Source organism: Pseudomonas paraglycinae (genome assembly GCF_021601625.1).
In the GTDB taxonomy this organism is placed as follows: Bacteria; Pseudomonadota; Gammaproteobacteria; order Pseudomonadales; family Pseudomonadaceae; genus Aquipseudomonas; species Aquipseudomonas paraglycinae.
In genome coordinates this window covers 102885-127535 of the sequence record NZ_BQHR01000012.1, presented here as the reverse complement: position 1 = coordinate 127535, position 24651 = coordinate 102885, and the positions used below count along the sequence as shown (strand labels likewise).

21 protein-coding genes and 5 tRNA genes are annotated in these 24651 nt (G+C 60.2%); 18 read left to right on the top strand and 8 right to left on the bottom strand.

What is annotated here, in order from left to right:
* Positions 1-7 precede the first annotated feature (7 nt).
* Complete coding sequence (locus tag L6D82_RS19055; RefSeq protein WP_236190991.1) at positions 8-3226, top strand: ATP-binding protein; 3219 nt, start codon at positions 8-10, stop codon at positions 3224-3226.
* A 4-nt stretch (positions 3227-3230) separates the two neighbouring features.
* On the opposite strand, the gene dkgB is transcribed toward L6D82_RS19055, so the two are convergent.
* The gene (dkgB, locus tag L6D82_RS19050; protein WP_236190982.1) at positions 3231-4034 is read right to left on the bottom strand and encodes a 2,5-didehydrogluconate reductase DkgB; all 804 of its coding nucleotides are present in this window, start codon (positions 4032-4034) and stop codon (positions 3231-3233) included.
* A 221-nt stretch (positions 4035-4255) separates the two neighbouring features.
* On the opposite strand from dkgB, the gene L6D82_RS19045 reads away from it, so the two are divergent.
* Together L6D82_RS19045 and L6D82_RS19040 are read left to right on the top strand one after the other, a co-directional pair.
* Positions 4256-5122: a pirin family protein gene (locus tag L6D82_RS19045; protein ID WP_236190973.1), complete on the top strand. Its 867-nt coding sequence runs from the start codon at positions 4256-4258 to the stop codon at positions 5120-5122.
* Between the two features lie 139 nt (positions 5123-5261).
* Positions 5262-6704, top strand: coding sequence for a mechanosensitive ion channel family protein (locus L6D82_RS19040; RefSeq protein ID WP_236190971.1), 1443 nt, complete (start codon positions 5262-5264; stop codon positions 6702-6704).
* Between the two features lie 4 nt (positions 6705-6708).
* Here L6D82_RS19040 and L6D82_RS19035 read toward each other — a convergent pair whose 3' ends face one another.
* Complete coding sequence (locus L6D82_RS19035; RefSeq protein ID WP_236190968.1) at positions 6709-7296, bottom strand: GNAT family N-acetyltransferase; 588 nt, start codon at positions 7294-7296, stop codon at positions 6709-6711.
* 118 nt (positions 7297-7414) lie between these two features.
* On the opposite strand from L6D82_RS19035, the gene L6D82_RS19030 reads away from it, so the two are divergent.
* Positions 7415-8209: an exodeoxyribonuclease III gene (locus L6D82_RS19030; RefSeq protein WP_102686992.1), complete on the top strand. Its 795-nt coding sequence runs from the start codon at positions 7415-7417 to the stop codon at positions 8207-8209.
* A gap of 101 nt (positions 8210-8310) precedes the next feature.
* A complete protein-coding gene (locus L6D82_RS19025) occupies positions 8311-9138 on the top strand; it encodes an arylamine N-acetyltransferase family protein (RefSeq protein WP_134020704.1) in 828 nt (275 codons plus the stop codon).
* A gap of 3 nt (positions 9139-9141) precedes the next feature.
* Here the strand turns inward: L6D82_RS19025 and L6D82_RS19020 are convergent, their stop codons facing one another.
* Positions 9142-9471, bottom strand: a complete 330-nt coding sequence (locus L6D82_RS19020; protein ID WP_236190966.1) for a BrnA antitoxin family protein — start codon at positions 9469-9471, stop codon at positions 9142-9144.
* 346 nt (positions 9472-9817) lie between these two features.
* On the opposite strand from L6D82_RS19020, the gene L6D82_RS19015 reads away from it, so the two are divergent.
* The gene (locus tag L6D82_RS19015; protein WP_085747843.1) at positions 9818-11338 is read left to right on the top strand and encodes a nucleobase:cation symporter-2 family protein; all 1521 of its coding nucleotides are present in this window, start codon (positions 9818-9820) and stop codon (positions 11336-11338) included.
* Positions 11339-11459: 121 nt separating this feature from the next.
* Here the strand turns inward: L6D82_RS19015 and L6D82_RS19010 are convergent.
* Positions 11460-11535: transfer RNA gene (locus L6D82_RS19010), tRNA-Asn, on the bottom strand.
* Positions 11536-11763: 228 nt separating this feature from the next.
* On the opposite strand from L6D82_RS19010, the gene L6D82_RS19005 reads away from it, so the two are divergent.
* Positions 11764-11994 (top strand): hypothetical protein, encoded by a 231-nt coding sequence (locus L6D82_RS19005; protein WP_102686996.1) that lies wholly within the window; start codon positions 11764-11766, stop codon positions 11992-11994.
* Here L6D82_RS19005 and L6D82_RS19000 read toward each other — a convergent pair.
* Positions 11991-12191: a hypothetical protein gene (locus L6D82_RS19000; protein ID WP_007956421.1), complete on the bottom strand. Its 201-nt coding sequence runs from the start codon at positions 12189-12191 to the stop codon at positions 11991-11993. The genes L6D82_RS19005 and L6D82_RS19000 overlap by 4 nt on opposite strands.
* 112 nt (positions 12192-12303) lie before the next feature.
* Complete coding sequence (locus tag L6D82_RS18995) at positions 12304-13500, bottom strand: amino acid aminotransferase (RefSeq protein ID WP_129973128.1); 1197 nt, start codon at positions 13498-13500, stop codon at positions 12304-12306.
* A gap of 335 nt (positions 13501-13835) precedes the next feature.
* Between L6D82_RS18995 and uvrB the strand changes: the two genes are divergently transcribed.
* The gene (gene uvrB / locus L6D82_RS18990) at positions 13836-15851 is read left to right on the top strand and encodes an excinuclease ABC subunit UvrB (RefSeq protein WP_129973129.1); all 2016 of its coding nucleotides are present in this window, start codon (positions 13836-13838) and stop codon (positions 15849-15851) included.
* Between the two features lie 60 nt (positions 15852-15911).
* Here uvrB and L6D82_RS18985 read toward each other — a convergent pair whose 3' ends face one another.
* Together L6D82_RS18985 and L6D82_RS18980 are read right to left on the bottom strand one after the other, a co-directional pair.
* Positions 15912-17462: an MDR family MFS transporter gene (locus tag L6D82_RS18985; RefSeq protein ID WP_479685116.1), complete on the bottom strand. Its 1551-nt coding sequence runs from the start codon at positions 17460-17462 to the stop codon at positions 15912-15914.
* A complete protein-coding gene (locus L6D82_RS18980; protein WP_236190964.1) occupies positions 17452-18501 on the bottom strand; it encodes an HlyD family secretion protein in 1050 nt (349 codons plus the stop codon). Before L6D82_RS18980 ends, L6D82_RS18985 begins: the two co-directional genes overlap by 11 nt.
* A gap of 230 nt (positions 18502-18731) precedes the next feature.
* Between L6D82_RS18980 and gltX the strand changes: the two genes are divergently transcribed.
* The 10 genes from gltX to L6D82_RS18930 all read left to right on the top strand — a co-directional run bounded on the left by gltX (position 18732) and on the right by L6D82_RS18930 (position 24585).
* The gene (gltX, locus tag L6D82_RS18975; RefSeq protein ID WP_007956429.1) at positions 18732-20213 is read left to right on the top strand and encodes a glutamate--tRNA ligase; all 1482 of its coding nucleotides are present in this window, start codon (positions 18732-18734) and stop codon (positions 20211-20213) included.
* 202 nt (positions 20214-20415) lie between these two features.
* Positions 20416-20491: transfer RNA gene (locus L6D82_RS18970), tRNA-Ala, on the top strand.
* 79 nt (positions 20492-20570) lie between these two features.
* Positions 20571-20646, top strand: a tRNA-Glu gene (locus L6D82_RS18965).
* Between the two features lie 53 nt (positions 20647-20699).
* A tRNA-Ala gene (locus L6D82_RS18960) sits at positions 20700-20775 on the top strand.
* Between the two features lie 78 nt (positions 20776-20853).
* Positions 20854-20929, top strand: a tRNA-Glu gene (locus tag L6D82_RS18955).
* A gap of 183 nt (positions 20930-21112) precedes the next feature.
* Positions 21113-21652, top strand: coding sequence for a TetR/AcrR family transcriptional regulator (locus L6D82_RS18950; protein ID WP_007956432.1), 540 nt, complete (start codon positions 21113-21115; stop codon positions 21650-21652).
* A 30-nt stretch (positions 21653-21682) separates the two neighbouring features.
* The gene (locus tag L6D82_RS18945) at positions 21683-22516 is read left to right on the top strand and encodes an alpha/beta fold hydrolase (RefSeq protein ID WP_115077202.1); all 834 of its coding nucleotides are present in this window, start codon (positions 21683-21685) and stop codon (positions 22514-22516) included.
* 47 nt (positions 22517-22563) lie between these two features.
* On the top strand, positions 22564-23025 hold the full coding sequence (locus L6D82_RS18940) for an acyl-CoA thioesterase (RefSeq protein ID WP_011333342.1): 462 nt from the start codon (positions 22564-22566) through the stop codon (positions 23023-23025).
* Positions 23026-23060: 35 nt separating this feature from the next.
* Entirely contained in the window at positions 23061-24020 is a 960-nt protein-coding gene (locus tag L6D82_RS18935) for a tRNA dihydrouridine synthase (protein ID WP_236190961.1), read from the top strand.
* A 121-nt stretch (positions 24021-24141) separates the two neighbouring features.
* Complete coding sequence (locus L6D82_RS18930) at positions 24142-24585, top strand: Hsp20 family protein (protein ID WP_011333344.1); 444 nt, start codon at positions 24142-24144, stop codon at positions 24583-24585.
* Positions 24586-24651 lie beyond the last annotated feature (66 nt).

Below are 24651 nucleotides of genomic sequence, written 5' to 3'. Positions count from 1 at the left end.
GATCCCCATGATGAGCCTTTTGCGATGCGTCCTGCTGCTGATGCTGCTTGCGGGCACAGCGCAGGCGGCGACTAGCGCGCAAAGGCTGGAAATAGTCTCCCGCACCCGTCTGGAAGGCGTGCAGGTCCGCCTTGATGAGCAGGATAAACAGTGGCTGAGCGCCAACCCGGTATTGCGCATCGGCGCCTCCTGGCCGGATTACCCGCCGTTTGAGTTGACCCGCAAACGCCATGAACTGGAAGGTCTTACGGCCGATTACGCCGACGCGATTGCACAGATTTTGAACATCGGCGTCGAAGTCTGGTGCTATCCCGACCGCGCAAGCGCCATGGCTGCGCTCGTGGCTGGTAAAGTGCACCTTCTGGGCACGTCGAACAAGTTTGAAGACGCTAATCCTCGCCTGATGCTGTCCCGTGCCTACGCTGAAGATCAGCCGATGTGGGTCACTCGGATCGACAATCCGTTGCCTGGCGATCTGGCTGGCAAGCGCATTGCCATGGTGGACGACTACCTGCCAGCCTCGACCATCGAAGAGGCTTACCCGCAAGCTTCCCTGCAGCGTTATCGATCGATTCTCGATGCCCTCGGCGCTGTCGCGTTCGGTCGGGATGATCTGTACCTGGGCGACTTCATCAGCGCCAGTTACCTGATCAACACCCATTTTCACAACGACTTGCAACTGGCCGGGCCTTCGGGCCTTGATGCCAACCCTTTCGGCTTTGCCCTGGCCCGCAGCAACCCGCGTTTGAAACGTCTGGTCGACAAGGCCCTGCTGGCCATTCCCATGGAGCAGCGCCTGGCCATGGAGCTGCGCTGGAGCGCCGGTCGCGCCGACATGGCGGCGCAGTCGCGGGTGAGCCTGAGCGACAGCGAGCAACAATGGCTGGATCAGCATCCGGTGATACGGGTCGGCGCTGTCGATGATTTTGCCCCGCTGACATACTTTGACGCCGATGGCCGTTTCAGTGGTCTGGCCGCTCAATTGCTCAACCTGATCAGTCAGCGCAGCGGTCTGACCTTCGAGGTGGTGCGCGGTCAAACTCTGGATCATCAGGTCGAGCAGCTCAAAAGCGGTGAGCTGGACCTGTTGCCGGTGATGACACCGAGCCGCGAGCGTGAAACTGCAATGCTGTTCACTCGGTCGTACGTGAACAGCCCCTTTGTGCTCATTACCGACTCGAAGGCGCAGGCGCCGCGCAGTCTGGACGACATGGCGGGTAAACGTCTGGCGCTTTATCGCCGTAGTCCGTTGCACGATTATCTGCTGGAGAACGTGCCGCAGATCCGCCTGATCGAGTTGCCAAGTCCGGCCGACGGCACGCAGGCGCTGCTCGACGGCAAGGCTGACGCGACATTGAGTTCGTTGCTGGTGGCGCGCTACCAGATCGATCACCAGTACCGCGATCGTTTGCGGATTGTCTCCACGCTGGGTGATTTGCCGGCGCGGGTTGCCATGGCGACGTCGCTTGAGGCCCCGCAGCTGCAATCGATTCTGAACAAGGCACTGCTGAGCATCGCACCCCAGGAAATCGACGGACTGGTCGCGCGTTGGAGTCGTAACGTGGTGCTGCAAGACAGCTATTGGCAGCGTCATCAAACGCAAATACTGCGCGGGTTTGCAGTGGCGGCAGGGCTGTTGCTGTTGGCGTTGGGCTGGATCGGCTTTCAGCGTCGGCAGATCCGCCAGCGCCAGCAATGGCTACGGCAATTGCAGGAGGCCAAGGACGCAGCCGATGAAGCCAATCGCGCCAAGAGCACGTTTCTGGCGACCATGAGCCATGAAATCCGCACACCGATGAACGCCCTGATCGGCATGCTCGAACTGGCCCTCAAGCGTGCCGATGAAGGCGTGACCGATCGCCAGGCGATCGAGGTGGCGTCCAGCGCCGGGCAGCAACTGCTGGCATTGATCGGCGATATTCTCGACATCGCACGCATCGAGTCCGGGCATCTGTCACTGGCCCCCGAGCGCGTCAATCTGCATGAAGTGGTGGCGTCGGTGTGTCGGATTTTCGAAGGCCTGGCCCGGCAGAAACAATTGTTGTGGCATGTAGAAATGGATGAGCGCAGCAACGTCGTGGTGATGCTCGATCCCCTGCGGTTCAAACAAGTGCTGTCGAACCTGCTGAGCAATGCAATCAAGTTCACCGAGGACGGCGAGGTGAGCCTGCGCCTGCGCGTGTTCGGCGAACAGGACGGGCTGATTGAAGCGGGCGTGATCATCGAAGACAGTGGCCGAGGGATCAGCGCCGAGGATCAGCAGCGGTTGTTCCGCCCGTTTGTGCAGGTCGGCGATCATCAGTCTGTGGCGCATGGAGGTTCTGGTCTGGGGCTGGTTATCAGCCGCAACCTGTGCCGGATGATGGGCGGTGATTTGTGGATGACCAGCGAACCGGGAAGGGGCACTCAGGTCATGCTGCGAATGGAACTGCCGGTGCTGGCGCCGCTTGTGCAAGAGGCCGCGCCGGCGCCAGCGGCGACGATGGTTAATTCGCTGAGCGTGCTGGTGGTGGATGACCATCCGGTGAATCGCCTGCTGCTGTGTCGGCAGTTGAGTGAACTCGGGCATCGTGCCTTTGACGCCGGTGGCGGTGAGGAGGGGCTGGCGCTTTGGCGCGGGCACGCCTTCGATGCACTGATCAGCGACTGCAACATGCCGGGGCTCAACGGTTACGAGCTGACGCGAGCGGTGCGTCAGGAAGAGGCCGCGACGGGCAGGGCGCCCTGTCTGATCCTCGGATTTACCGCCAATGCGCAAATGGAAGAAAAGCAGCGATGCCGGGCGGCCGGGATGGACGATTGCCTGTTCAAGCCGGTGCTGCTGCGTGAATTGAGCCAGGCGCTGATGGCCGCCGCATCCGGGGGAGCGCCAGTCGAGAGCGTAGACGATCCGGCAGTGGCCGAATTCGATCTGAGTGCGCTGTTGCAACTGGCGGGTGCGGACAACCCGCTGATCGGGCAATTGCGTGAGGAAGTACTGAATAGTCTGCGCATCGACCTGAAGCGTCTGGATGATTCGGGCCGTAAAAGTGATCGCGCAGATTTACGTGATCTGGCGCATCACGTCACAGGCGGGGCGCACATGATCGGTGCCGAACGCGTGGTTTCGGCGTGTCGGGTGCTCGAACAGGCTTGCCGTGACGATGAGCCCGAAGCGGCATTGACGACCGCCATCGAATTGCTGCGCGTGGCCATGCACGACCTCGCGCAGCAGCTTCAGGCCTGATCGGTCAATCCCACTGCGGCGCGATGCCTTTGGGGCTGGTCAGGCGATGGCCGCGATCCAGTGTGGCGATCCGCGCCATGTCGGCGTCGCTCAGGATCAGCGCCGTGGCGTCGAGGTTGCCTTGCAGGTTGGCGCGTTTGGTCGACGACGGAATCACCGCGTAACCCGATTGCATCGCCCACGCCAGGGTGACCTGCGCCGGGGTGGCTTGCAGACGCTCGGCGATCTGCACGATCAGCGGATCCTTCAGCACTTCGCCATAGGCCAGAGTCATGTACGACGTGATCTGGATGCCCTGACTTTGCGCGAACTCGACAACCTTGCGGTTTTGCAGGTACGGGTGCAATTCGATCTGATTGGTAGCGATATTTTCCGCGCCGACCGCAGCAATCGCCTGTTTCATCAGGTCGATGGTGAAGTTGGACACGCCGATCTGTCGGGTCAGGCCCAGGCGTTTGGCTTCCATCAGCGCGCCCATGAATTCTTCGACCGGCACCTGATTTTCCGGCGACGGCCAGTGGATCAGCGTCAGGTCGAGGTAATCGGTCTGCAGTTTTTGCAGGCTCTCCTTGAGGCTTTCGATCAAGCGATCCTTGGCGAAGTTGGCGATCCAGATCTTGCTGGTGATGAACAGCTTCTCACGGGCGATGCCGCTGGCAGCGATGGCCTCGCCAACGTCGGCTTCGTTTTCGTAGATCTGAGCGGTGTCGATGACCCGGTAACCGAGTTCAAGGGCAGTGCTCACCGAATCGATGACCACCTGACCTTGCAGGCGAAACGTACCAAGACCGAAAGCGGGAACAGACATGCAGGAACTCCAGGGTTGCAGTGGGAATGGGCAGAAGTATCCGCGTCTGATTCCCTGGGAAAAACCGCTGTCGGGGCAAAGTACTGTTGACTGGAAGTCACGAATCACCGCAATCGGTATCGTTCCACCAATAGAACGATGAGGACGGTTTTGGCTGACTAGTACTAAATGCGTGGCGAATTTATGATCGCTCCATGATCAACCTGATGACGGAGTCCACCATGAAAAACCTGATCGGTCTCTACACCAGCCCTCGCGGCCACTGGGTCGGCGATGGGTTTCCGGTGCGTACCCTGTTTTCCTACGACAACCTGGGCAAGCACATCAGTCCGTTCCTGCTGCTGGACCACGCCGGCCCGGCGCAATTTACCCCGACCACCGAACGCCGTGGCGTGGGTCAGCATCCGCACCGTGGCTTCGAGACCGTGACCATCGTTTACGAAGGCGAAGTGCAGCACCGCGACTCGACTGGCAGTGGCGGCACCATCGGCCCGGGCGATGTGCAGTGGATGACGGCGGCTTCCGGAATCCTGCATGAGGAATTCCACTCGGAAAACTTCGCCCGAACCGGCGGCAATCTGGAAATGGTGCAGCTGTGGGTGAATCTGCCGGCCAAGGACAAAATGGCCGCGCCGGGTTACCAGACCATTCTGGACAGTGAGATTCCGAATATCGCGCTCAAGGACGGTGCCGGCAGCCTGCGCCTGATCGCCGGTGAGTTCGACGGTCACAAGGGCCCATCCCGCACGTTTACGCCAATCGACGTGTGGGACCTGCGCCTGAACACCGGCAAGCTGCTTACGCTCGATCTGCACGAAGGCCGCAACACCGCGCTGGTGGTATTGAAGGGTTCGGTACAGATCAACGGTGTGGAGTCGATGCGCGAAGGGCAACTGGCGCTGTTCGAGCGTGATGGCGATCGCATCACCCTCGAAGCCAGCCAGGACGCGGTAGTGCTGCTGCTCAGCGGCGAGCCGATCGACGAGCCGATCGTCGGCCACGGCCCGTTCGTGATGAACACCGAGCAGGAAATCCATCAGGCTTTCGCCGACTTCCAGTCCGGCCGTTTCGGCCAGATGCACGGCTGAAAATCCCGGCAGGTGCCACGTGCGCCTGCCGGTTTTTTTCGAGCGCGTTCGGTGGCGCTCATCCCGCCAAATCAATTACTCCTACACTGAGCCCAATCTGTGCGATCTTCTCGCGACTGGCCCCTGTCGGAGTTGTTTGATGCTGTCTCTGCTCACCGATCATCCGTTGTTTTGCGCCTTGATCCTGATCCTGATCGATCTCGGTCTGTGGCGTCTGATCAGCTCCCACGGCAGTTCGTGGAAACTGTTGGTGCGGGTACTGATTTTTGCCCTGTTCAGCATTTTGCTGTTCAACGAAGGGCTCAATCCGATGGAGCCTGCGCCGTGGGCCGACAACGTGCCGTTGCACCTGGCGGCGACCGGGCTGCAGATCGGCTGGTGGCTGTTCGGCGCGCGCACCCTGACGGTGTTGATCGGCGCGGTGATGATGCAGCGGGTCGGGCACACCGGGCGGTTGTTGCAGGATCTGCTGGGCGCGGTGATCTTCCTGATTGCGATCATTGCGGCGTTGGCCTACGTGCTGGACCTGCCGGTCAAAGGCGTGCTGGCGACGTCCGGGGCGTTGGCGATCATCGTCGGTCTGGCGTTGCAGAGTACCCTGAGTGACGTGTTTTCCGGGATCGTGCTCAACACCACCAAGCCTTATCAACTGGATGACTGGATCTCCATCGACGGCACCGAAGGCCGGGTCACCGACATCGACTGGCGCGCCACGCGGCTGCAAACCAGTCAGGGCAGCATGGCGGTGATTCCCAACTCGCTGGCGGCCAAGGCCAAGATCATCAACTTCAGCCGGCCGAGCAATATGTTCGGGGTTGCCGTCAGCGTGCAGGTCAGTCCCCATGCTCGGCCCAGCTCGGTGATTGATGCCCTGGAGCGGGCGATGCAGGGTTGCCGCCAATTGCTGGAGAGCCCCGCGCCGAGCGTTGCGCTGAAGAACTCCAGCAGTGCCGGCACCGAATATGAAATCAGCGGGTTTGTCGCCTCGATGAGTGAAAAACGTGTGGTGCGCAATCAGCTGTTCGACCTGGCGTACCGACACCTGCAAGCGTCCGGGGTCAATCTGCTGTCGAGCGATGAGCCTGGCGTGCCGAGCAATCTCTCAAGGCCACGGGCGTTGCTCGACAGCTCGCCGATTTTCTCCACCCTGCGTCAGGAGGAGAAAGAAACCTTCAGCCAGAACATGAACCTGCAGACTTTCCGTGCCGGCGAGATGATCCTCGCGGGCGGCGAGGTCAGCGATCACCTGTTCATCATCGAATCCGGCGTGGTCTCGGTGACGCTCAAACGCCACGGCACACCGTTCGAGTCCGGGCGGATGGGCCCGGGCGAAGTGATCGGCGAGGCGGGGATTCTGTCCGATACATCATTGCCGGCCGACTTCTCCGCCAAGACTTTCTGCGCGCTGTACCGCATCGAGAAGTCTTATCTCAAGCCGTGCCTGGACGCCCGTCACGACATCAACGACGCGATGCAGGCGCTGCTCGATTTCCGTCTGCACAAGGCGCAATCCCTGACCGAAGAAACGCCGGTAGCTGCGCCGAAGAAAGGTTTCCTGCAATGGCTGCGCAATCGCGTCTGACCGTTCAGTGCAGGCCGTAATCCGCCAGTTTGCGTTCCAGGTTCAGGCGTACTTGCGGCCATTCGTCATCGATGATGCTGAAGCGCACCGAGTTGCGCTTGCGGCCGTCCGGCATGATGCGTTCGTGGCGGACGATGCCTTCCTGTTGCGCGCCGAGCCGCAGGATCGCATTACGCGATTTCTGGTTGTTTTCGTCGGTGGTGAACTGCACGCGCACGCAATCGAGCACCTCGAAGGCGTGGCGCAGCATCAGGTACTTGGCCTCGGTGTTGACGAAGGTCTTCTGAAAACGTGCCGAAATCCAGCTGCTGCCGATCTCCAGCTTGCGGTTGAGCGGGTCGATCTTCCAGAAGCGGGTCGAGCCGATCACTTCGCCGGTTTCCTTCAGCACGATGACAAACGGCATGACCGTCCCAGCCTCACGGCCGTCGAGGGCCTTTTTCAGGTAAGCGTCGACGGTGGTGGCCGACGGCACCACGGTGACCGTGAGGTTCCACAGTTCCCCGTCGGCAGCCGCGTGGAGCAGGGCATCGGCGTCGGTGTATTGAAGCGGGCGCAGAACGATTCCCTGGCCTTGCAACGTGGTTTGCATATGGGGATTCTCGGCGGATCGGGCGAGGGCTTATTACGCCGTACTGGATGGATCAGACGCAACCGTCGCGGTGGGCGGATGTCACAGTTTTTATCGGTCAATGGCAGGAAACCGGACGATGAAAAAAATGCGCATTGCCACGTTCAACGTCAACGGCCTGCGGGCTCGACTGCCGAATCTGCTGGAATGGCTCAGGCGCGAGCAGCCGGACATCGTCTGCTTGCAGGAGCTGAAACTGGTGGACAGCGCGTTTCCTGCCGCCGATCTGGAGGCCGCCGGTTACGGCGCTATCTGGCACGGCCAGGCGTCATGGAACGGCGTGGCGATTCTTGCCCGCGATACGCAACCGCTGGAGAGCCGGCGCGGCCTGCCCGGCGATCCCGACGATAAACACAGCCGCTACCTCGAAGCGGCGGTGCATGGAGTGCTGGTGGGGTGCCTGTACCTGCCCAATGGCAACCCGCAACCGGGGCCGAAGTTCGACTACAAACTGGCCTGGTTCGAACGCCTGATCAAATACGCCCGGGATTTGCAAAGCAGCGATCATCCGGTGGTACTGGCCGGCGATTACAACGTGGTGCCTACCGATCTGGATATCTACAACACCCGTTCGTGGCTCAAGGATGCGTTGTTGCAACCGGAGAGCCGCGAGTGCTATCAGCGCCTGCTGGATCAGGGTTGGACGGACTCTTTGCGGCATCTGTATCCCGAAGATCGGCTGTACACCTTCTGGGATTATTTCCGCCAACACTGGCAGAAGAACTCCGGGCTGCGGATCGACCATCTGCTGCTCAATCCAAAGCTGAGCCCTTATCTGCACGAGGCCGGTGTGGATGCCTGGGTGCGCAACGAACCGCATGCCAGCGACCACGCGCCGACGTGGATTCGCATCGATTCGCGTAAAAGGCGCTAGCAGGTGATTGGTTAATTCAATTGTCGATTCGATGCCCGGATCCCGTATACATGGCGACCATCGGCGGAACGATCCGCGCCCCCATGCAGAAGGACCCAGCCATGAGCGAGCCACGCCTGACGAATCTGAAACAGTACCTGCAACGCCTGGGATTCGATGCGCCCCCGGCACCGACCCTTGAAACCCTGCGCTCGTTGCAATTGCGCCACACCGGCGCCTTTCCTTTCGAAAACCTGTCGACGCTCAGTGGCGAACCCGTCCTGATCGATCTGCCGTCCATCGAGCGAAAAGTTTTGAATGACGCCCGGGGCGGTTACTGCTACGAGCTGAACAATCTGTTTCTGGCGTTGCTGTTGGAGCTGGGGTTCGATGCGCGGGGGATCAGCGGGCGCGTGGTCATGAATCAGCCCGAGGGCAGCTGGACGGCGCGCACTCACCGCTTGAGCCTGGTGACCATTGACGACGTGCGCTACATCACCGACGTCGGCTTCGGCGGCATGGTGCCGACCGCGCCGCTGGTGCTCGATACCGACGCCGAGCAATCCACGCCGCACGAACCGTATCGCATCGAAGTGCAGGCGGATGGTTACATGCTGCGAGCCAAGGTTGCTGGCGAATGGCGGCCGATGTATCTGTTCGACCTGCAACGCCAGGAAGACATCGATTACACCCTCGGCAACTGGTACGTCTCGACCCACCCGGACTCGCCATTTGCTCAGCGCCTGATGGTTGCGCGTACCGGCGACGGCTGGCGGCGCACACTGAACAACGGCAGTTTCGCGATCCATCGCATGGGCGCCGAGAGCGAGCGGCGTGAAGTGACGGATGTCGATGAACTGATCGAATTGCTGGAACGGGAGTTCGGCCTGCACTTGCCGCACCAGCCCGGTGCACGAGAGGCTCTGGCGCGCTTGATTCAGCCAGTTTGAACGCTACGGTTTGACGTCCGGTTCCAGCACCCGCCGGATCTCGTTCACGGCCGCCGACAGTTTTTTCTCAAGGCTCTTGAGGTCGGTGGCGGTGATGCCTTGCTTGAATGGCCCGCTGGAATTTTCGAGTTCCTCGGTAGCGCCACGGCTGTTAAGCAATGCGTGGCGCAGGGTGTTGTTGATGACCGTCTGATAGCCAAACCCCTCGCTTTCAGCGACCTCGCGCGCGGCTTCGATCACCGCGTCATCGAGCATGATGGTGATGCGCGTTTTACCCTTGGTGGGAGCAATGGCGCCGCGTTTACCGTCGCTGAAATTGTATTCATCTTTCATTGATCACCTCTGCACAAAGTTGCCATCGCTCGCTGGGCTCGAATGCGTTGGCAGTATTCTTGCTTTTATCGAACTGAATCTTGAATGACTTCATTATGCATACTTTATATGTATAAAAAGAACGCGACCGCGCCGTCGGTCGCCATGAACACTTCAGCTTGGACGGATAAAGCGTGGACTCGATTGGGGATGTGTTGCCGAATTTGTGGGATGAAAGCAGCGGGTTAGAAGGTTGGGTGGCTAGCTAACCATTATGTGACTGATAAGTTGTATACAAGTCTATGGACATTTGTCCTGACTCTTGCATACAGTGTGCGCATAACAAAAACCAGGGAACTCCCCCACCATGAAAACGCCCCATGTTTCACACCAACGGCCCGAGGACGAGAATCTCGGGGTCGGCGCGAATATGGCTTACGGCCTGCAACACGTTCTGACCATGTATGGCGGTATCGTCGCGGTGCCACTGATCATCGGTCAGGCCGCCGGGCTTTCGCCGGCGGACATCGGTCTGTTGATTGCTGCTTCATTGTTTGCGGGGGGGCTGGCCACGTTGCTGCAAACCCTGGGTTTACCGTTTTTCGGCTGTCAGTTGCCGCTGGTGCAGGGCGTGTCGTTCTCCGGCGTTGCCACCATGGTGGCGATTGTCAGCAGTGGCGGGGAGGGCGGCTTCCAGTCGGTGCTTGGCGCGGTGATTGCGGCGTCGCTGATCGGCTTGCTGATCACGCCGGTTTTTTCGCGAATCACCAAGTTCTTTCCTCCGCTTGTTACCGGCATCGTGATCACTACCATCGGCCTGACGCTGATGCCGGTGGCCGCACGCTGGGCCATGGGCGGTAACAGCCACGCGCCTGACTTCGGCAGCATGCAGAACATCGGTCTGGCGGCGGTCACGCTGGTGCTGGTGTTGCTGCTGAGCAAGGTCGGCAGTTCCACCATCTCGCGTCTGTCGATCCTGTTGGCCATGGTGATCGGCACGGTGCTGGCGGTGTTCCTCGGCATGGCGGATTTCTCCAACGTCACCCAGGGCCCGATGTTCGGCTTCCCGACGCCGTTCCATTTCGGCATGCCGACCTTCCACTTCGCCGCGATCCTGTCGATGTGCATCGTGGTCATGGTGACCCTGGTGGAAACCTCGGCGGACATTCTGGCGGTCGGTGAAATCATCGGCACCAAGGTCGACTCCAAACGCCTGGGCAACGGCCTGCGGGCGGACATGCTGTCGAGCATGTTTGCACCGATCTTCGGCTCGTTCACCCAAAGCGCCTTCGCCCAGAACGTCGGGCTGGTGGCGGTGACCGGGATCAAGAGCCGCTATGTGGTGGCGACCGGCGGTATCTTCCTGGTGATCCTCGGCCTGCTGCCGTTCATGGGCCGGGTCATCGCAGCGGTGCCGACCTCGGTACTCGGTGGTGCCGGTATCGTGCTGTTCGGCACCGTGGCGGCGAGCGGTATCCGCACGCTGTCCAAGGTCGATTATCGCAACAACGTCAACCTGATCATCGTCGCCACCTCGATCGGCTTCGGCATGATCCCGATTGCCGCACCGAACTTCTATGATCACTTCCCGAGCTGGTTCGCGACCATTTTCCATTCGGGCATCAGCTCGTCGGCAATCATGGCGATCCTGCTGAACCTGGCATTCAACCACTTCACGGCGGGTAACTCGGATCAGCAGTCGGTGTTTGCGGCGGCAGAAGAGCGGACCCTGCGTTATCGCGATCTGGCAGCGTTGCGTGAAGGCGACTACTTCAGCGACGGCAAACTGCATGACTGCGACGGCAATGAAGTGCCGGTGATCGATCCGGATGCGGATCACGGTCACGGCGTGCCGAAGGTACATGCCAAGAGCAGCGAGCACGTCTGACCGTTGTAGTTGAATGAAAAGGGCCGATCAGTTGCGAAACTGATCGGCCCTTTTTATGGCGCTGACTTTTTCAATGCCCACAAAAAAGCCCCTGAATCTCTCGATTCAGGGGCTCTGTATTTGGCTCCACAACCTGGACTCGAACCAGGGACCCAGTGATTAACAGTCACTTGCTCTACCAACTGAGCTATTGCGGAATTGGTGCGTATGTTACTGATTTAAAAAGACTAGTCAAGCGCGAGATGTAAATTTGTTGGAAAGGTCAGGACGGGCGGCGGTTTATCGGCGATTGGCGGTTACCAGAACCGTAGCAGAGGTCTACCATGGCCGCCCGGAAGTGGTCACACGCGCTGCCGGCCATTCGCCGAAAAGGTACGCGCCATGAATAGCCCCATCCTCACTCATCGTCCTGTCGAGGTGTTCGCATGAGCACCGCACAAATCAGCCTGCCCAAAGGCGTCGGTACACACGCCGAAAAGCTTTTCGACGCGATCACTCAGGCCGCCACGGCTGAAGAGCTGAACCGTGCAGGCGGCAAGGCCGAAGGTTTTGTCCTCGGTCTGGAAAGCACCAAGGCCATCAAGAGCCAGATCGCGGAATCGCTCTACGTCGTTTATGACGATGCGGCGACTCAGCGTGCAGCGGAACTGGCTTAACCGCCGAACGTGAAGGTGCCGAGCATCAGTTTGGCGTACAGCATCGTTGCGCCCAGTTGCACCAGCCACAGCGCCAGCCCGCCGAGAAACACCCCGGCCGCGACTTGCAGCACCAGGTTGTTGCCGCGTTTGGCCGGGGCGCGGGGGATGAAGTCATCCAGATCGTCGCGGTCGGCGCGCAGGTCGTCGTTTTTCATATCGGTTCTCTGAAATATCGTTTGGGTGCAGTCTAGAGGGTGTATCGGTTTTTCTTTAGACAAATAAAAAACGGGAAGCCCGAAAGCTTCCCGTTTTTAGTGCCGCGTCGGGTCAGATGACCTGAACGATGGCGTCCGTCACGGCTTCGATGTTGCTCTGGTTCAGCGCGGCGACGCAGATGCGGCCGGTGTCCAGGGCGTAGATGCCGAACTCATTGCGCAGGCGGTGAACCTGTTCGGTGGTCAGGCCGGAGTAGGAGAACATGCCGCGCTGACGACCGACGAAGCTGAAGTCACGCTGCGGGGCTTTCTTCGCCAGCAGAGCAACCATCTGCTCGCGCATGCCGCGAATGCGCAGGCGCATTTCAGCCAGTTCGGCTTCCCACTGAGCGCGCAGTTCCGGGCTGTTCAGCACAGCGGCAACGATGCTTGCGCCGTGGGTCGGCGGGTTGGAGTAGTTGGTGCGGATCACGCGTTTGACTTGCGACAGGACGCGGGCGCTTTCTTCTTTCGATTCGCTGATGATCGACAGTGCACCGACACGCTCGCCATACAGCGAGAACGACTTGGAGAACGAGCTCGAGACGAAGAAGGTCAGGCCGGATTCAGCAAACAGACGCACGGCAGCGGCGTCTTCGGCGATGCCGTCACCGAAACCCTGGTAAGCCATATCGAGGAACGGCACGTGACCTTTGGTCTTGACCGCTTCCAGCACGTTGTTCCAGTCCGCCGGGCTCAGGTCGACGCCGGTCGGGTTGTGGCAGCAGGCGTGCAGCACGATGATCGAGCCGTTCGGCAGGGCGTTGAGGTCTTCCAGCAGGCCGGCACGGTTCACGTCGTGGGTGGCGGCGTCGTAGTAGCGGTAGTTCTGCACCGGGAAACCGGCGGTTTCGAACAGGGCGCGGTGGTTTTCCCAGCTCGGGTCGCTGATCGCTACAACGGCATTCGGCAGCAATTGCTTGAGGAAGTCGGCACCGATTTTCAGTGCGCCGGTCCCGCCGACGGCCTGAGTGGTGACAACGCGGCCAGCTGCAAGCAGTGGCGAATCATTGCCGAACAGCAGCTTTTGCACGGCCTGGTCGTAGGCCGCGATGCCGTCGATTGGCAGGTAGCCGCGCGAGGCGTGCTGAGCGGCGCGAATTGTTTCGGCTTCGATGACGGCGCGCAGGAGTGGAATTCGCCCCTCTTCGTTGCAGTACACACCCACCCCAAGGTTGACCTTATTGGTCCGGGTATCGGCGTTGAATGCTTCGTTGAGGCCCAGGATTGGATCGCGGGGTGCCATTTCGACAGCGGAGAACAGGCTCATTTTTACGGCAGCTCTATTGGAGAGTGGAGGGACGTGTGGCGCTCCAGCCGAATGCACTAGAGCGGTGCACAAACGGGGAGCTAGTATAGAGGCCATCATCGATCAATGGCGACAGGCGAATCGGCTTTTAAGGTAAGTTTTTCCGATTATTTCTCGACCGTTAGTCGAATGAACCTGTCAGAGACTTTACCGGATGTAGGACGTTTGCCTTGAAAGGCGAGGCAATCGGCTCCACATTCAGCACAATCTTCGTTTTTCCTTGCGCGACATCGGTCGTTTGCGGTCTTTCTCGTGGTACTGCGGTTGCCCGCCGCATCGCGATTCCAGAGGTGTTTATGTCTGAATTCCAGCTCGTCACCCGTTTCGACCCTGCCGGCGATCAGCCTGAAGCCATTCGCCTGATGGTCGAAGGCATCGAAGCCGGGCTGTCGCACCAGACGCTGCTCGGGGTGACCGGGTCGGGCAAGACCTTCAGCATCGCCAACGTGATCGCCCAGGTGCAGCGTCCGACCCTGGTTCTGGCGCCGAACAAGACCCTGGCCGCGCAGTTGTACGGCGAGTTCAAGTCGTTCTTCCCGAACAACGCTGTCGAGTACTTCGTTTCCTACTACGACTACTACCAGCCCGAAGCCTATGTGCCGTCGTCCGACACCTTCATCGAGAAGGATGCGTCGATCAACGACCACATCGAGCAGATGCGTCTGTCAGCGACCAAGGCATTGCTCGAGCGCAAGGACGCGATCATCGTCACCACGGTGTCGTGCATCTACGGTCTGGGCAGCCCGGAAACCTATTTGAAAATGGTCTTGCATGTCGATCGCGGCGACAAGCTCGACCAGCGTGCGCTGGTGCGGCGCCTGGCCGACCTGCAATACACCCGCAATGACATGGATTTCGCCCGTGCGACCTTCCGGGTGCGCGGCGATGTGATCGACATCTACCCGGCGGAATCCGACCTGGAAGCGATCCGCATCGAGTTGTTCGATGACGAGGTGGAAAGCATTTCCGCGTTCGACCCGCTGACCGGTGAAGTCATCCGCAAGCTGCCGCGCTTCACCTTCTATCCGAAGAGCCACTACGTGACGCCGCGGGAAACCCTGCTCGACGCCATCGAAGGGATCAAGGTCGAGTTGCAGGAGCGCCTCGAGTATCTGCGCAACAACAACAAATTGGTGGAAGCCCAGCGTCTTGAGCAGCGCACCCGGTTCGACCTGGAGATGATCCTCGAGCTCGGCTACTGCAACGGCATCGAAAACTACTCGCGCTATCTGTCGGGTCGTCCGGCCGGCGCTGCGCCGCCAACGCTCTACGATTACCTGCCGGCCGACGCCTTGCTGGTGATCGACGAATCCCACGTCAGCGTGCCGCAAGTCGGCGCGATGTATAAGGGCGACCGTTCGCGTAAGGAAACTCTCGTGGAGTATGGCTTCCGCCTGCCGTCGGCGCTGGACAACCGGCCGATGCGCTTCGACGAGTGGGAAGCGGTGAGCCCACAGACGATTTTCGTCTCGGCCACGCCCGGCAACTACGAAGCCGAACACGCAGGTCGGGTGATCGAGCAAGTGGTGCGCCCCACCGGTCTGGTCGACCCGCAGGTTGAAGTACGCCCGGCGCTGACTCAGGTCGACGATCTATTGTCGGAAATCACCAAACGTGTTGCGGTGGAGGAGCGAGTGCTGGTCACCACGCTGACCAAACGCATGGCTGAAGACTTGACCGATTACCTGGCCGATCACGGCGTGCGCGTGCGTTATCTGCACTCGGACATCGACACCGTCGAGCGGGTCGAAATCATCCGCGACCTGCGTCTGGGTACTTTTGATGTGCTGGTGGGGATCAACCTGCTGCGTGAAGGTCTGGACATGCCCGAAGTATCGCTGGTGGCGATTCTCGACGCGGACAAGGAGGGTTTCCTGCGTTCCGAGCGTTCGCTGATCCAGACCATCGGCCGCGCGGCGCGGAACCTCAATGGCCGGGCGATTCTCTACGCGGACCGCATTACTGGTTCGATGGAGAGGGCTATTGGTGAAACCGAGCGTCGTCGCGACAAGCAGATCGCCTTCAACCTGGCCAACGGCATCACGCCGAAGGGCGTGTTCAAGGACGTCGCCGACATCATGGAAGGCGCCACCGTGCCCGGTTCGCGCAGCAAGAAGCGCAAGGGCATGGCCAAGGCCGCCGAAGAGAACGCCAAGTACGAAGCCGAATTGCGCTCGCCGAGCGAGATCACCAAACGCATTCGCCAACTGGAAGAGAAGATGTACCAACTGGCCCGCGACCTGGAATTCGAAGCGGCAGCGCAGATGCGCGACGAAATTGCCAAGCTGCGTGAGCGGCTGTTGGCTGTCTGACTGATCGTTCCCACGCTCTGCGTGGGAATGCAGCCCTGGACGCTCTGCGTCCGCTCAAGGTTAATGCGCCTCGCCGGCCTTCAGTCCGGCGGGCAGTTTCTTGGTCAGCAAAATCGCCAGCATGCTGATCCCCAGCGCAATCCCGACAAAGTGAAACGCATCGTTGTAGGCCATGATCAGCGCCTGCTGATGGACAATTTCGCTCAACTTGCCCAACGCCGCCGTGTCACTGCCGAACCGATCGGTCATCGACGCCAGGCGTTCGGCCACCTGCGGATTGGTCGGCACCACCGCTTCGCGCAGGTAATCGAAGTAGGTCTTGGTGCGCGCGTCCAGCAGTGTGGCGAGCAGGGCGATGCCGATGGCGCCGCCGAGGTTGCGCAGGATGTTGAACAGGCTCGACGCCGAACCCGAGTCCTGCGGCAGGATGTACGCCGTGGCGATCAGCGAAATGGTCACCATGATCAGCGGCTGACCCAAGGCGCGGATAATCTGGATCTGGTTGAACTGCGGCCCGGCGAAATCAGGGTTGAGCACCCCGGATGAAAAACTCGCCAGCCCGAACAGGCCGAAACCGATCGTACACAGCCATTTCGGCGAGACGAACTTCATCAGCTTCGGCACCAGTGGAATCAGAAACAGCTGCGGCACGCCCATCCACATGATCACTTCGCCGATCTGCAAGGCGTTGTAGTTCTGGATCTGCGCCAGATACAGCGGCAGCAGATAGATCGAACCGTACAGCCCGACGCCCATGCCGAGGCTGGAAATACTCGACAGCCCAAAATTGCGATTGCGCAGGATGCCGAGGTTGATCAGCGGGTTGGGCTTGGAAATCTGCACGATCACGAAGGTGATCAGGCTCAGCAGGGCGATGCTGCCCAGCGTCACGATCAGGCTCGATTCCAGCCAGTCCTTGCGATGGCCTTCCTCAAGAAAAACCTGCAGGCAACCGAGGCCGATGCCCAGCGTGAGAATGCCGGTGTAATCGGTGCTTTTCAGCAGTTCCCAATGCGCTTCTTTCTTCTCCAGCCCGTACATCAGCCCGGCGATCATGATCAGCCCCGGCGGGATGTTGATATAGAAGATGTACTCCCAGCCCCAGTTTTCCGTGAGCCAGCCGCCGAGGGTCGGGCCGATGGACGGGGCGAAGGTGGCGGTCATGGCGAACATCGCCATGCCTTTGGCCCGGTGGTGTTCGGGGAGTTTGATCAGAGTCAGGGTGAACGCCAGCGGGATCAGCGCGCCGCCGGTGAATCCCTGCATGGCGCGAAACACGATCATGCTCTCCAGGCTCCAGGCCATCGAGCACAACAGCGACGAAATCAGAAATCCCAGCGACACCCACACCGCCAGCCGACGGGCCGACAACAACTGCACCAGCCAGGCGGTCAGCGGAATCATGATGATTTCCGCCACCAGATAAGACGTCGAGATCCACGAGCCTTCTTCCAGCGTCGCCGACAGGGCGCCCTGAATGTCCTTGAGCGAGGAGTTGGTGATCTGGATGTCGAGCACCGCCATGAAGGCGCCGAGCATCACGCTCATCACCGCGATCCAGTCCCGCCGGGTCGGTTCGCCGACCGGGCGGATCAGTGAATCACCGGCCATTGTCCGGGGCGTCTTTGATGTTCACGGTGGCGGTGACGGACATGCCCGGACGGATCTTGCCGTGCAGCGGGTTATCGGCCTTGAAGGTCAGCTTGACCGGAATCCGCTGCACGACCTTGGTGAAGTTGCCGGTGGCGTTGTCCGGCGGCAACAGGCTGAACTGCGCGCCAGAGGCGGCGAACAGGCTGTCGACCCGGGCTTCTATCGGCGTATCACCATAGGCGTCGAAGAGCAGTTCGGCCTTCTGGCCCGGCTGCATGTGGCCGATCTGGGTTTCCTTGAAGTTGGCCTGCACCCAGATGTCCTCGTCCGGAACGATCGACAAAAGATACGCGCCGGCCTGTACCACTTGACCATTGCGCGCGGCACGCTGGCCGATCAGGCCGCTGATCGGCGCGTGGATTTCGCTGCGGGTCAGGTTCAGTTCGGCCTGGGCGAGGTCGGCGCGGGCGTTGGCGATCTGCGCGTCGAGGCGTTTGATTTCGGCGGTCAGTGCGTTGACCTGCTGGCGCTGGCTTTGGGCATCGGCCTGGGCCTTGGCCACTTGCGAGCGAGCGATGTGGGCGTCGGCGGAGAGGGTGGTGACCCGCTCCTCGGAAACGTAGCCGGGTTTGCGCAGGGTTTCTGCCCGCGACAAGTCCATCTGCGAGCGCCCAAGGGTGGCTTGTGTGGTTGCCACTTGTGCATCGCTGGCGGCGATCAGGCTGGCTTGCTGGGTCAGTTTGCTTTGGGCTTGTAGGCGCTCGGCTTCGCGGGTGGCGAGGGCGGCATTGGCACGATCGACGGCGAGGCGGAAATCATTCGGTTCGAGACGGATCAGCAACTGGCCCTTTTCCACATGCTGGTTGTCCTGCACCAGGACTTCGTCGATGCGTGCGCTCAATTGGCTCGACACGCGGGTGATTTCACCCTGGACATAGGCGTTGTCGGTGCTTTCATAAAGGCGTCCCTTGAGAAACCAATGAGCGAAAAAGCCCCCGGCAATCAGCAGGACCAGCAACAGGAAAATGAACAGGCGACGCTTGAGTTGGGCAGGCATGGGCAAACTGTAGTCGAGGAATTGTAAGGAAAGTTATCAGCAGGCGAATCTGGCACACAGCCGATGAGCGGTAAATGCCGTCTGTTGATATTCGGCCATTCACCACGGCCAACGGGCGTTCCAGACGCAACCTTGGCTTAAATGCCCTGCCCGCTGGAGCGGGGCGGGTGTCGCCTGTTACCATTCGCCGCTTGATCGTTCTTTGCTTTTCATTCTTTTCGAGACATGCCATGACCACCGTCCGCACTCGCATCGCGCCATCGCCTACCGGGGATCCCCACGTAGGTACCGCTTACATCGCACTGTTCAACTACTGCTTTGCCAAGCAGCACGGCGGTGAGTTCATCCTGCGGATCGAAGACACCGATCAGTTGCGTTCGACCCGCGAGTCCGAACAGCAGATCTTCGACGCCCTGCGCTGGCTGGGCATCGACTGGAGCGAAGGCCCGGACGTTGGCGGCCCGCACGGCCCGTACCGTCAGAGCGAGCGCGGCGATATCTACCAGAAGTATTGCCAGCAACTGGTCGACATGGGCCACGCCTTCCCGTGCTTCTGCACCGCCGAAGAGCTGGACCAGATGCGCGCCGAGCAAATGGCACGCGGCGAAACCCCGCGTTACGACGGCCGTGCGCTGTTGCTGTCCAAGGAAGAAGTCGCCCGTCGCCTGGCTGCCGGCGAGCCGCACGTGATCCGCATGAAGGTGCCGAGCGAAGGCGTCTGCGTGGTTCCGGACATGCTGCGTGGCGACGTCGAGATCCCGTGGGATCGCATGGACATGCAAGTGCTGATGAAGACCGACGGTCTGCCGACGTACTTCCTGGCCAACGTGGTTGACGATCACCTGATGGGTATCACCCACGTGCTGCGCGGTGAAGAATGGCTGCCGTCGGCGCCGAAACTGATCCTGCTCTACGAGTACTTCGGCTGGGAACAACCGGAGCTGTGCTACATGCCGCTGCTGCGTAACCCGGACAAGAGCAAGCTGTCCAAACGCAAAAACCCGACTTCGGTGACGTTCTACGAGCGCATGGGCTTCATGCCTGAGGCGATGCTCAACTACCTGGGCCGCATGGGCTGGTCGATGCCGGACGAGCGCGAGAAGTTCTCGCTGCAGGAAATGGTCGACAACTTCGACCTCAAGCGCGTGTCGCTGGGCGGGCCGATTTTCGACATCGAGAAACTGTCGTGGCTCAACGGCCAGTGGCTGCGTGATCTGCCGGTGGAAGAGTTCGCCGCTCGCGTGCAGAAGTGGGCGTTCAATTCCGAATACATGATGAAGATCGCGCCGCACGTTCAGGGCCGTGTCGAAACCTTCAGCCAGGTTGCACCGCTGGCCGGGTTCTTCTTCGCCGGTGGCGTGAATCCGGATGCCAAGCTGTTCGAATCGAAAAAGCTTTCGGGCGATCAGGTTCGTCAACTGATGCAGTTGATCCTGTGGAAGCTGGAAAGCCTGCGTCAGTGGGAGAAAGACAGCATCACCGCGACGATTCAGGCGGTGGTCGAATCCCTCGAGCTGAAGCTGCGTGATGCAATGCCGCTGATGTTTGCCGCGATCACCGGGCAGGCGAGTTCGGTGTCGGTGCTCGATGCGATGGAAATCCTCGGGCCGGACCTGACCCGTTTCCGTCTGCGCCAGGCAATTGACCTGCTGGGCGGTGTGTCGAAGAAAGAAAACAAAGAGTGGGAAAAGCTGTTGGGCGCCATCGCCTGATTGCGTTTGACTCTGCAGGACGCACCGAAGGTCAGGATCTTTTGATCCTGTCCTTCGGTGTTTTCCCCCGAATTTACGGGGGGAGGGCGGTAAGTGATTGTAATGCCGACAAAAAATTTTGATTTTTTTCAAAAATAAGTTTGACAGCCTTTCGATACGCCCTTAAGATTCGCCCCGTCCTCAGCGATGACATCAACGATGAGGGGCTATAGCTCAGCTGGGAGAGCGCTTGCATGGCATGCAAGAGGTCGACGGTTCGATCCCGTCTAGCTCCACCAATTTAAACTTCGAAGCCTGGCCACACCGGCTTCGAAGCGATCAACACTCAGCGTTGATCAGTTGTATAGAAGGGTTTGCGTCCCCTTCGTCTAGTGGCCTAGGACACCGCCCTTTCACGGCGGTAACAGGGGTTCGAGTCCCCTAGGGGACGCCAGTTTTACAGAAGCGATGTTGCAAGATGTCGCTCCGCCGAGAGGCGAAAAATCCGGGGCTATAGCTCAGCTGGGAGAGCGCCTGCATGGCATGCAGGAGGTCAGCGGTTCGATCCCGCTTAGCTCCACCAATTTACAGTTCAAGGTCTGGCCACACCGGCCTTGAATCGATCAGTACTCAGCGCTGATCAGTTGTATAGAAGGTTTGTGTCCCCTTCGTCTAGTGGCCTAGGACACCGCCCTTTCACGGCGGTAACAGGGGTTCGAGTCCCCTAGGGGACGCCACGATTACCCGCTCTGCGGGATTTTATAAGGGTCATTCAATTATTGAATGGCCCTTTTGTTTGTCTGGCGTTTGGCCAAATCCTCTTTTTCCTTAACACTGTGCTTCAGACCAGCGGTCACGCTTGTGACTTGCGGAATATTATTATGAGAATAATATTGCTATCGTAATATTCGGAGGCGACGATGAACGACAAGAAAGCTCAAACCCGCGAACGCATTCTCAAGGCCGCCAGCGCTGCACTGATCCAGCGCGGCCCGGCTGAACCGAGCGTGGGCGAAGTGATGGGTGCAGCCGGCCTGACCGTCGGTGGCTTCTACGCCCACTTCGAAAGCAAGGACGCAATGATGCTTGAGGCGTTCAAGCAATTGCTCGGTCGCCGTCGCGACCTGATTGCCGACATGGACAGCGAGCTGACCGGTGAAGAGCGCCGCGCCCTGGTGGCGGCGTTCTACCTGTCGCGCAAGCATCGCGATTCCAGCGATTCGGCCTGCCCGATTCCGGCCTCCATCGGCGAGCTTGGGCGGCTGCCGGAAGAATTCCGCATAGCGCTGAACGAGCACCTGGAACTGATGATTGCGCAGTTGGCTTCAAGCCCTGAAGACATCGATAAAGCGTTGGCCGACGTGGCCCTGATGGTAGGTGGTCTGGCGCTCTCAAGGGCGTTGGGACCTGGTGATTTATCCGATCGATTGCTGCGCGCTGCCAAGTCGGCGGTGCGTTGACCTGAAGGCTACAAGCCCGAGGAGAGAGCGATGAGCACGTTGAAGTGGGTTCGCGGCGTTAATGGCACCTTGGGCTGGTTCGCACCGAAACTGGTGGCGAGCAAAATGCGGCTGGCGTTCATGACGCCGCGCGCGAATGCACCGCGGGACTGGGAACTGCCGCTGCTGGCCAAATCCGAGCGCATTACCTTGCGTTTCGGTCTCTCGGCCCTGCGTTGGGGGCAAGGCCCGACTGTCTTGCTGATGCACGGTTGGGAAGGGCGGCCCACCCAGTTTGCTGCATTGATCACTGCGCTGGTCGAAGCGGGCTACACCGTAGTCGCGCTTGATGGTCCGGCCCACGGCCGCTCACCGGGGCGTGAAGCCAATGTCGTGCTGTTCGCTCGTGCGATGCTTGAGGCCGCTGCCGAATTACCACCGCTGCAAGCGGTCATCGGCCACTCCATGGGCGGCGCCAGCGCCATGCTCGCTGTGCAACTGGGGTTGCGTACCGAGACCTTGGTGAGCATTGCCGCTCCAGCGCGGATTCTCGGGGTGTTGCGCGGATTTGCCCGTTACGTCGGCATGCCACCCAGAGCTCGTTCGGCGTTCATTCGCCAGGTCGAGCAAGACGTCGGCATGCGCGCCGCCACGCTCGATGTCGCTCACTATCAACTGGATATGCCGGGCCTGATCGTGCATGCCGAAGACGACACTTTCGTCTCGGTCAAGGAATCCCAACTGATCCACGAATCCTGGTTCGACAGTCGCTTGCTGCGTCTGGAAGCCGGCGGCCATCAACGCGTACTGGCCGACCCTCGGGTGATTGATGGCGTGTTATCACTGCTGGCCGGGCGCAGCCTTCAGGCGCGGCAATCGGCCTAGTCATCCGTTACACTGCCCCGGTTGAATCATTTGACCGGGAGTAGGGCATGGGCTGGGATCGGGCAACGCCGTTTACCATTGATCTGCAAGTGGGCGCCGAGGACATCGACGGGCTGGGCCACGCCAACAACGCGGTCTACGTGACCTGGCTCGAGCGCTGCGCCTGGCGCCACTCACAGCGTCTGGGTCTGGATCTGGTCGAGTACCGGCGTCTGGATCGGGCGATGGCCGTTGTGCGCCACGAAATCGATTACCTGGCCGCCGCCTACGAAGGCGACGAGCTGCAACTGGCGACCTGGATCGTCGATTGGGATCAGCGCCTGAAAATGACCCGTCACTTCCAGCTGATTCGCCCCAGCGACAACGCCACGCTGCTGCGCGCCCAGACCACCTTCGTCTGCATCGAACTGTCCACCGGCAGGCCCAAGCGCATGCCCGCCGAGTTCATCGAAGGCTACGGCCCGGCCATACAGACGGCGGACATGGGTTTAACCCGCGAAACCCAGTAAACTGCCGCACGTTTTTCCTTGAGTGTGTGTTTCCCATGCAAATTGCTCTGGCGCCGATGGAAGGGTTGGTCGACGACATCCTGCGCGATGTCCTGACCCGTGTCGGCGGTATTGACTGGTGCGTGACCGAGTTCATTCGGGTCAACGATCAGTTGCTGACCCCGGCCTATTTCCACAAGTTCGGCCCTGAACTGCTCAACGGTGCGCGCACCGCTTCCGGCGTGCCGCTGCGCGTGCAATTGCTGGGTTCCGATCCGGTGTGCCTGGCAGAAAACGCGGCGCTGGCCTGCGAGCTCGGTTCTGAAGTGATCGACCTGAACTTCGGTTGTCCGGCAAAAACGGTCAACAAATCCCGTGGTGGCGCGGTACTGCTCAAGGAGCCGGAGCTGCTCAACCAGATCGTCGAGCACGTGCGTCGCGCCGTTCCTGCACACATTCCGGTTACCGCCAAGATGCGGCTGGGTTTCGACAGTCCGGACGGCTCGCTGGTCTGCGCCACGGCGCTGGCCGAGGGCGGTGCCGAGCACATCGTGGTTCACGCCCGGACCAAGGTCGACGGCTACAAGCCGCCAGCGCATTGGGAATGGATCCCGCGCGTGCAGGACGTGGTCAAGGTGCCGGTGTTTGCCAACGGTGACATCTGGAGCATCGAAGACTGGCGCCGCTGCCGGGAAATCAGCGGCGTAGAAGACATCATGCTCGGTCGCGGTCTGGTGTCGCGCCCGGATCTGGCCAAGCAGATAGCCGCCGCCCGCGCCGGCGAGGACGTCGTCGAGATGACCTGGGCCGAACTGATGCCACTGATCCAGGATTTCTGGTTGCAAGCCAAAGCACAAATGACCGCGCGCCAATCGCCGGGCCGTTTGAAGCAGTGGTTGGCCATGTTGACCCGCAATTACCCTGAGGCCGTTGAGCTGTTTACCGTGCTTCGGCGTGAAACCGAGCCGGATCAAGTCTCGCGTTTACTGGGTTTGCCGGTCGCCGAAGCGGCCTGAAAAAAATCTGTAAATACGCTCTTGAAAACAAAACGCAGGTCCCTATATAAGGGTTACGCGATGCCGAATTCGGGTCGCGGAGACAAAAAAACTTGCTGATTGTTTTCAGGAGATTTGAATCATGAGTACTGCATTTTCTCTCGCACCACTGTTCCGTTCCTCGGTGGGTTTCGACCGTTTCAACGACCTGTTCGAAACCGCCCTGCGCAACGAGCCAGGCAGCACCTATCCGCCTTACAACGTGGAAAAACACGGTGACGATCAATACCGCATCGTCGTGGCGGCGGCCGGTTTCCAGGAAGAAGACCTGGAACTGCAAGTCGAGAAAGGCGTGCTGACCATCAGTGGCGGCAAGCGTGATGCCAACGAAGGCGTCACGTTCCTGCACCAGGGCATTGCCCAGCGTGCATTCAAGTTGTCCTTCCGCCTGGCCGATCACATCGAGATCAAGGCCGCCGGCCTGAGCAACGGTCTGTTGAGCATCGACCTGTTGCGCGTGATTCCGGAAGAGGCGAAAGCCAAGCGCATCCCGATCAACGGAGCGCAGCCGGCACTGCAACACTGAGTCACTTGCAGAAACAAATCGTCTGAACGGGCGATAAGCCGCTGAATGAAGGCCCCGATACGTCGG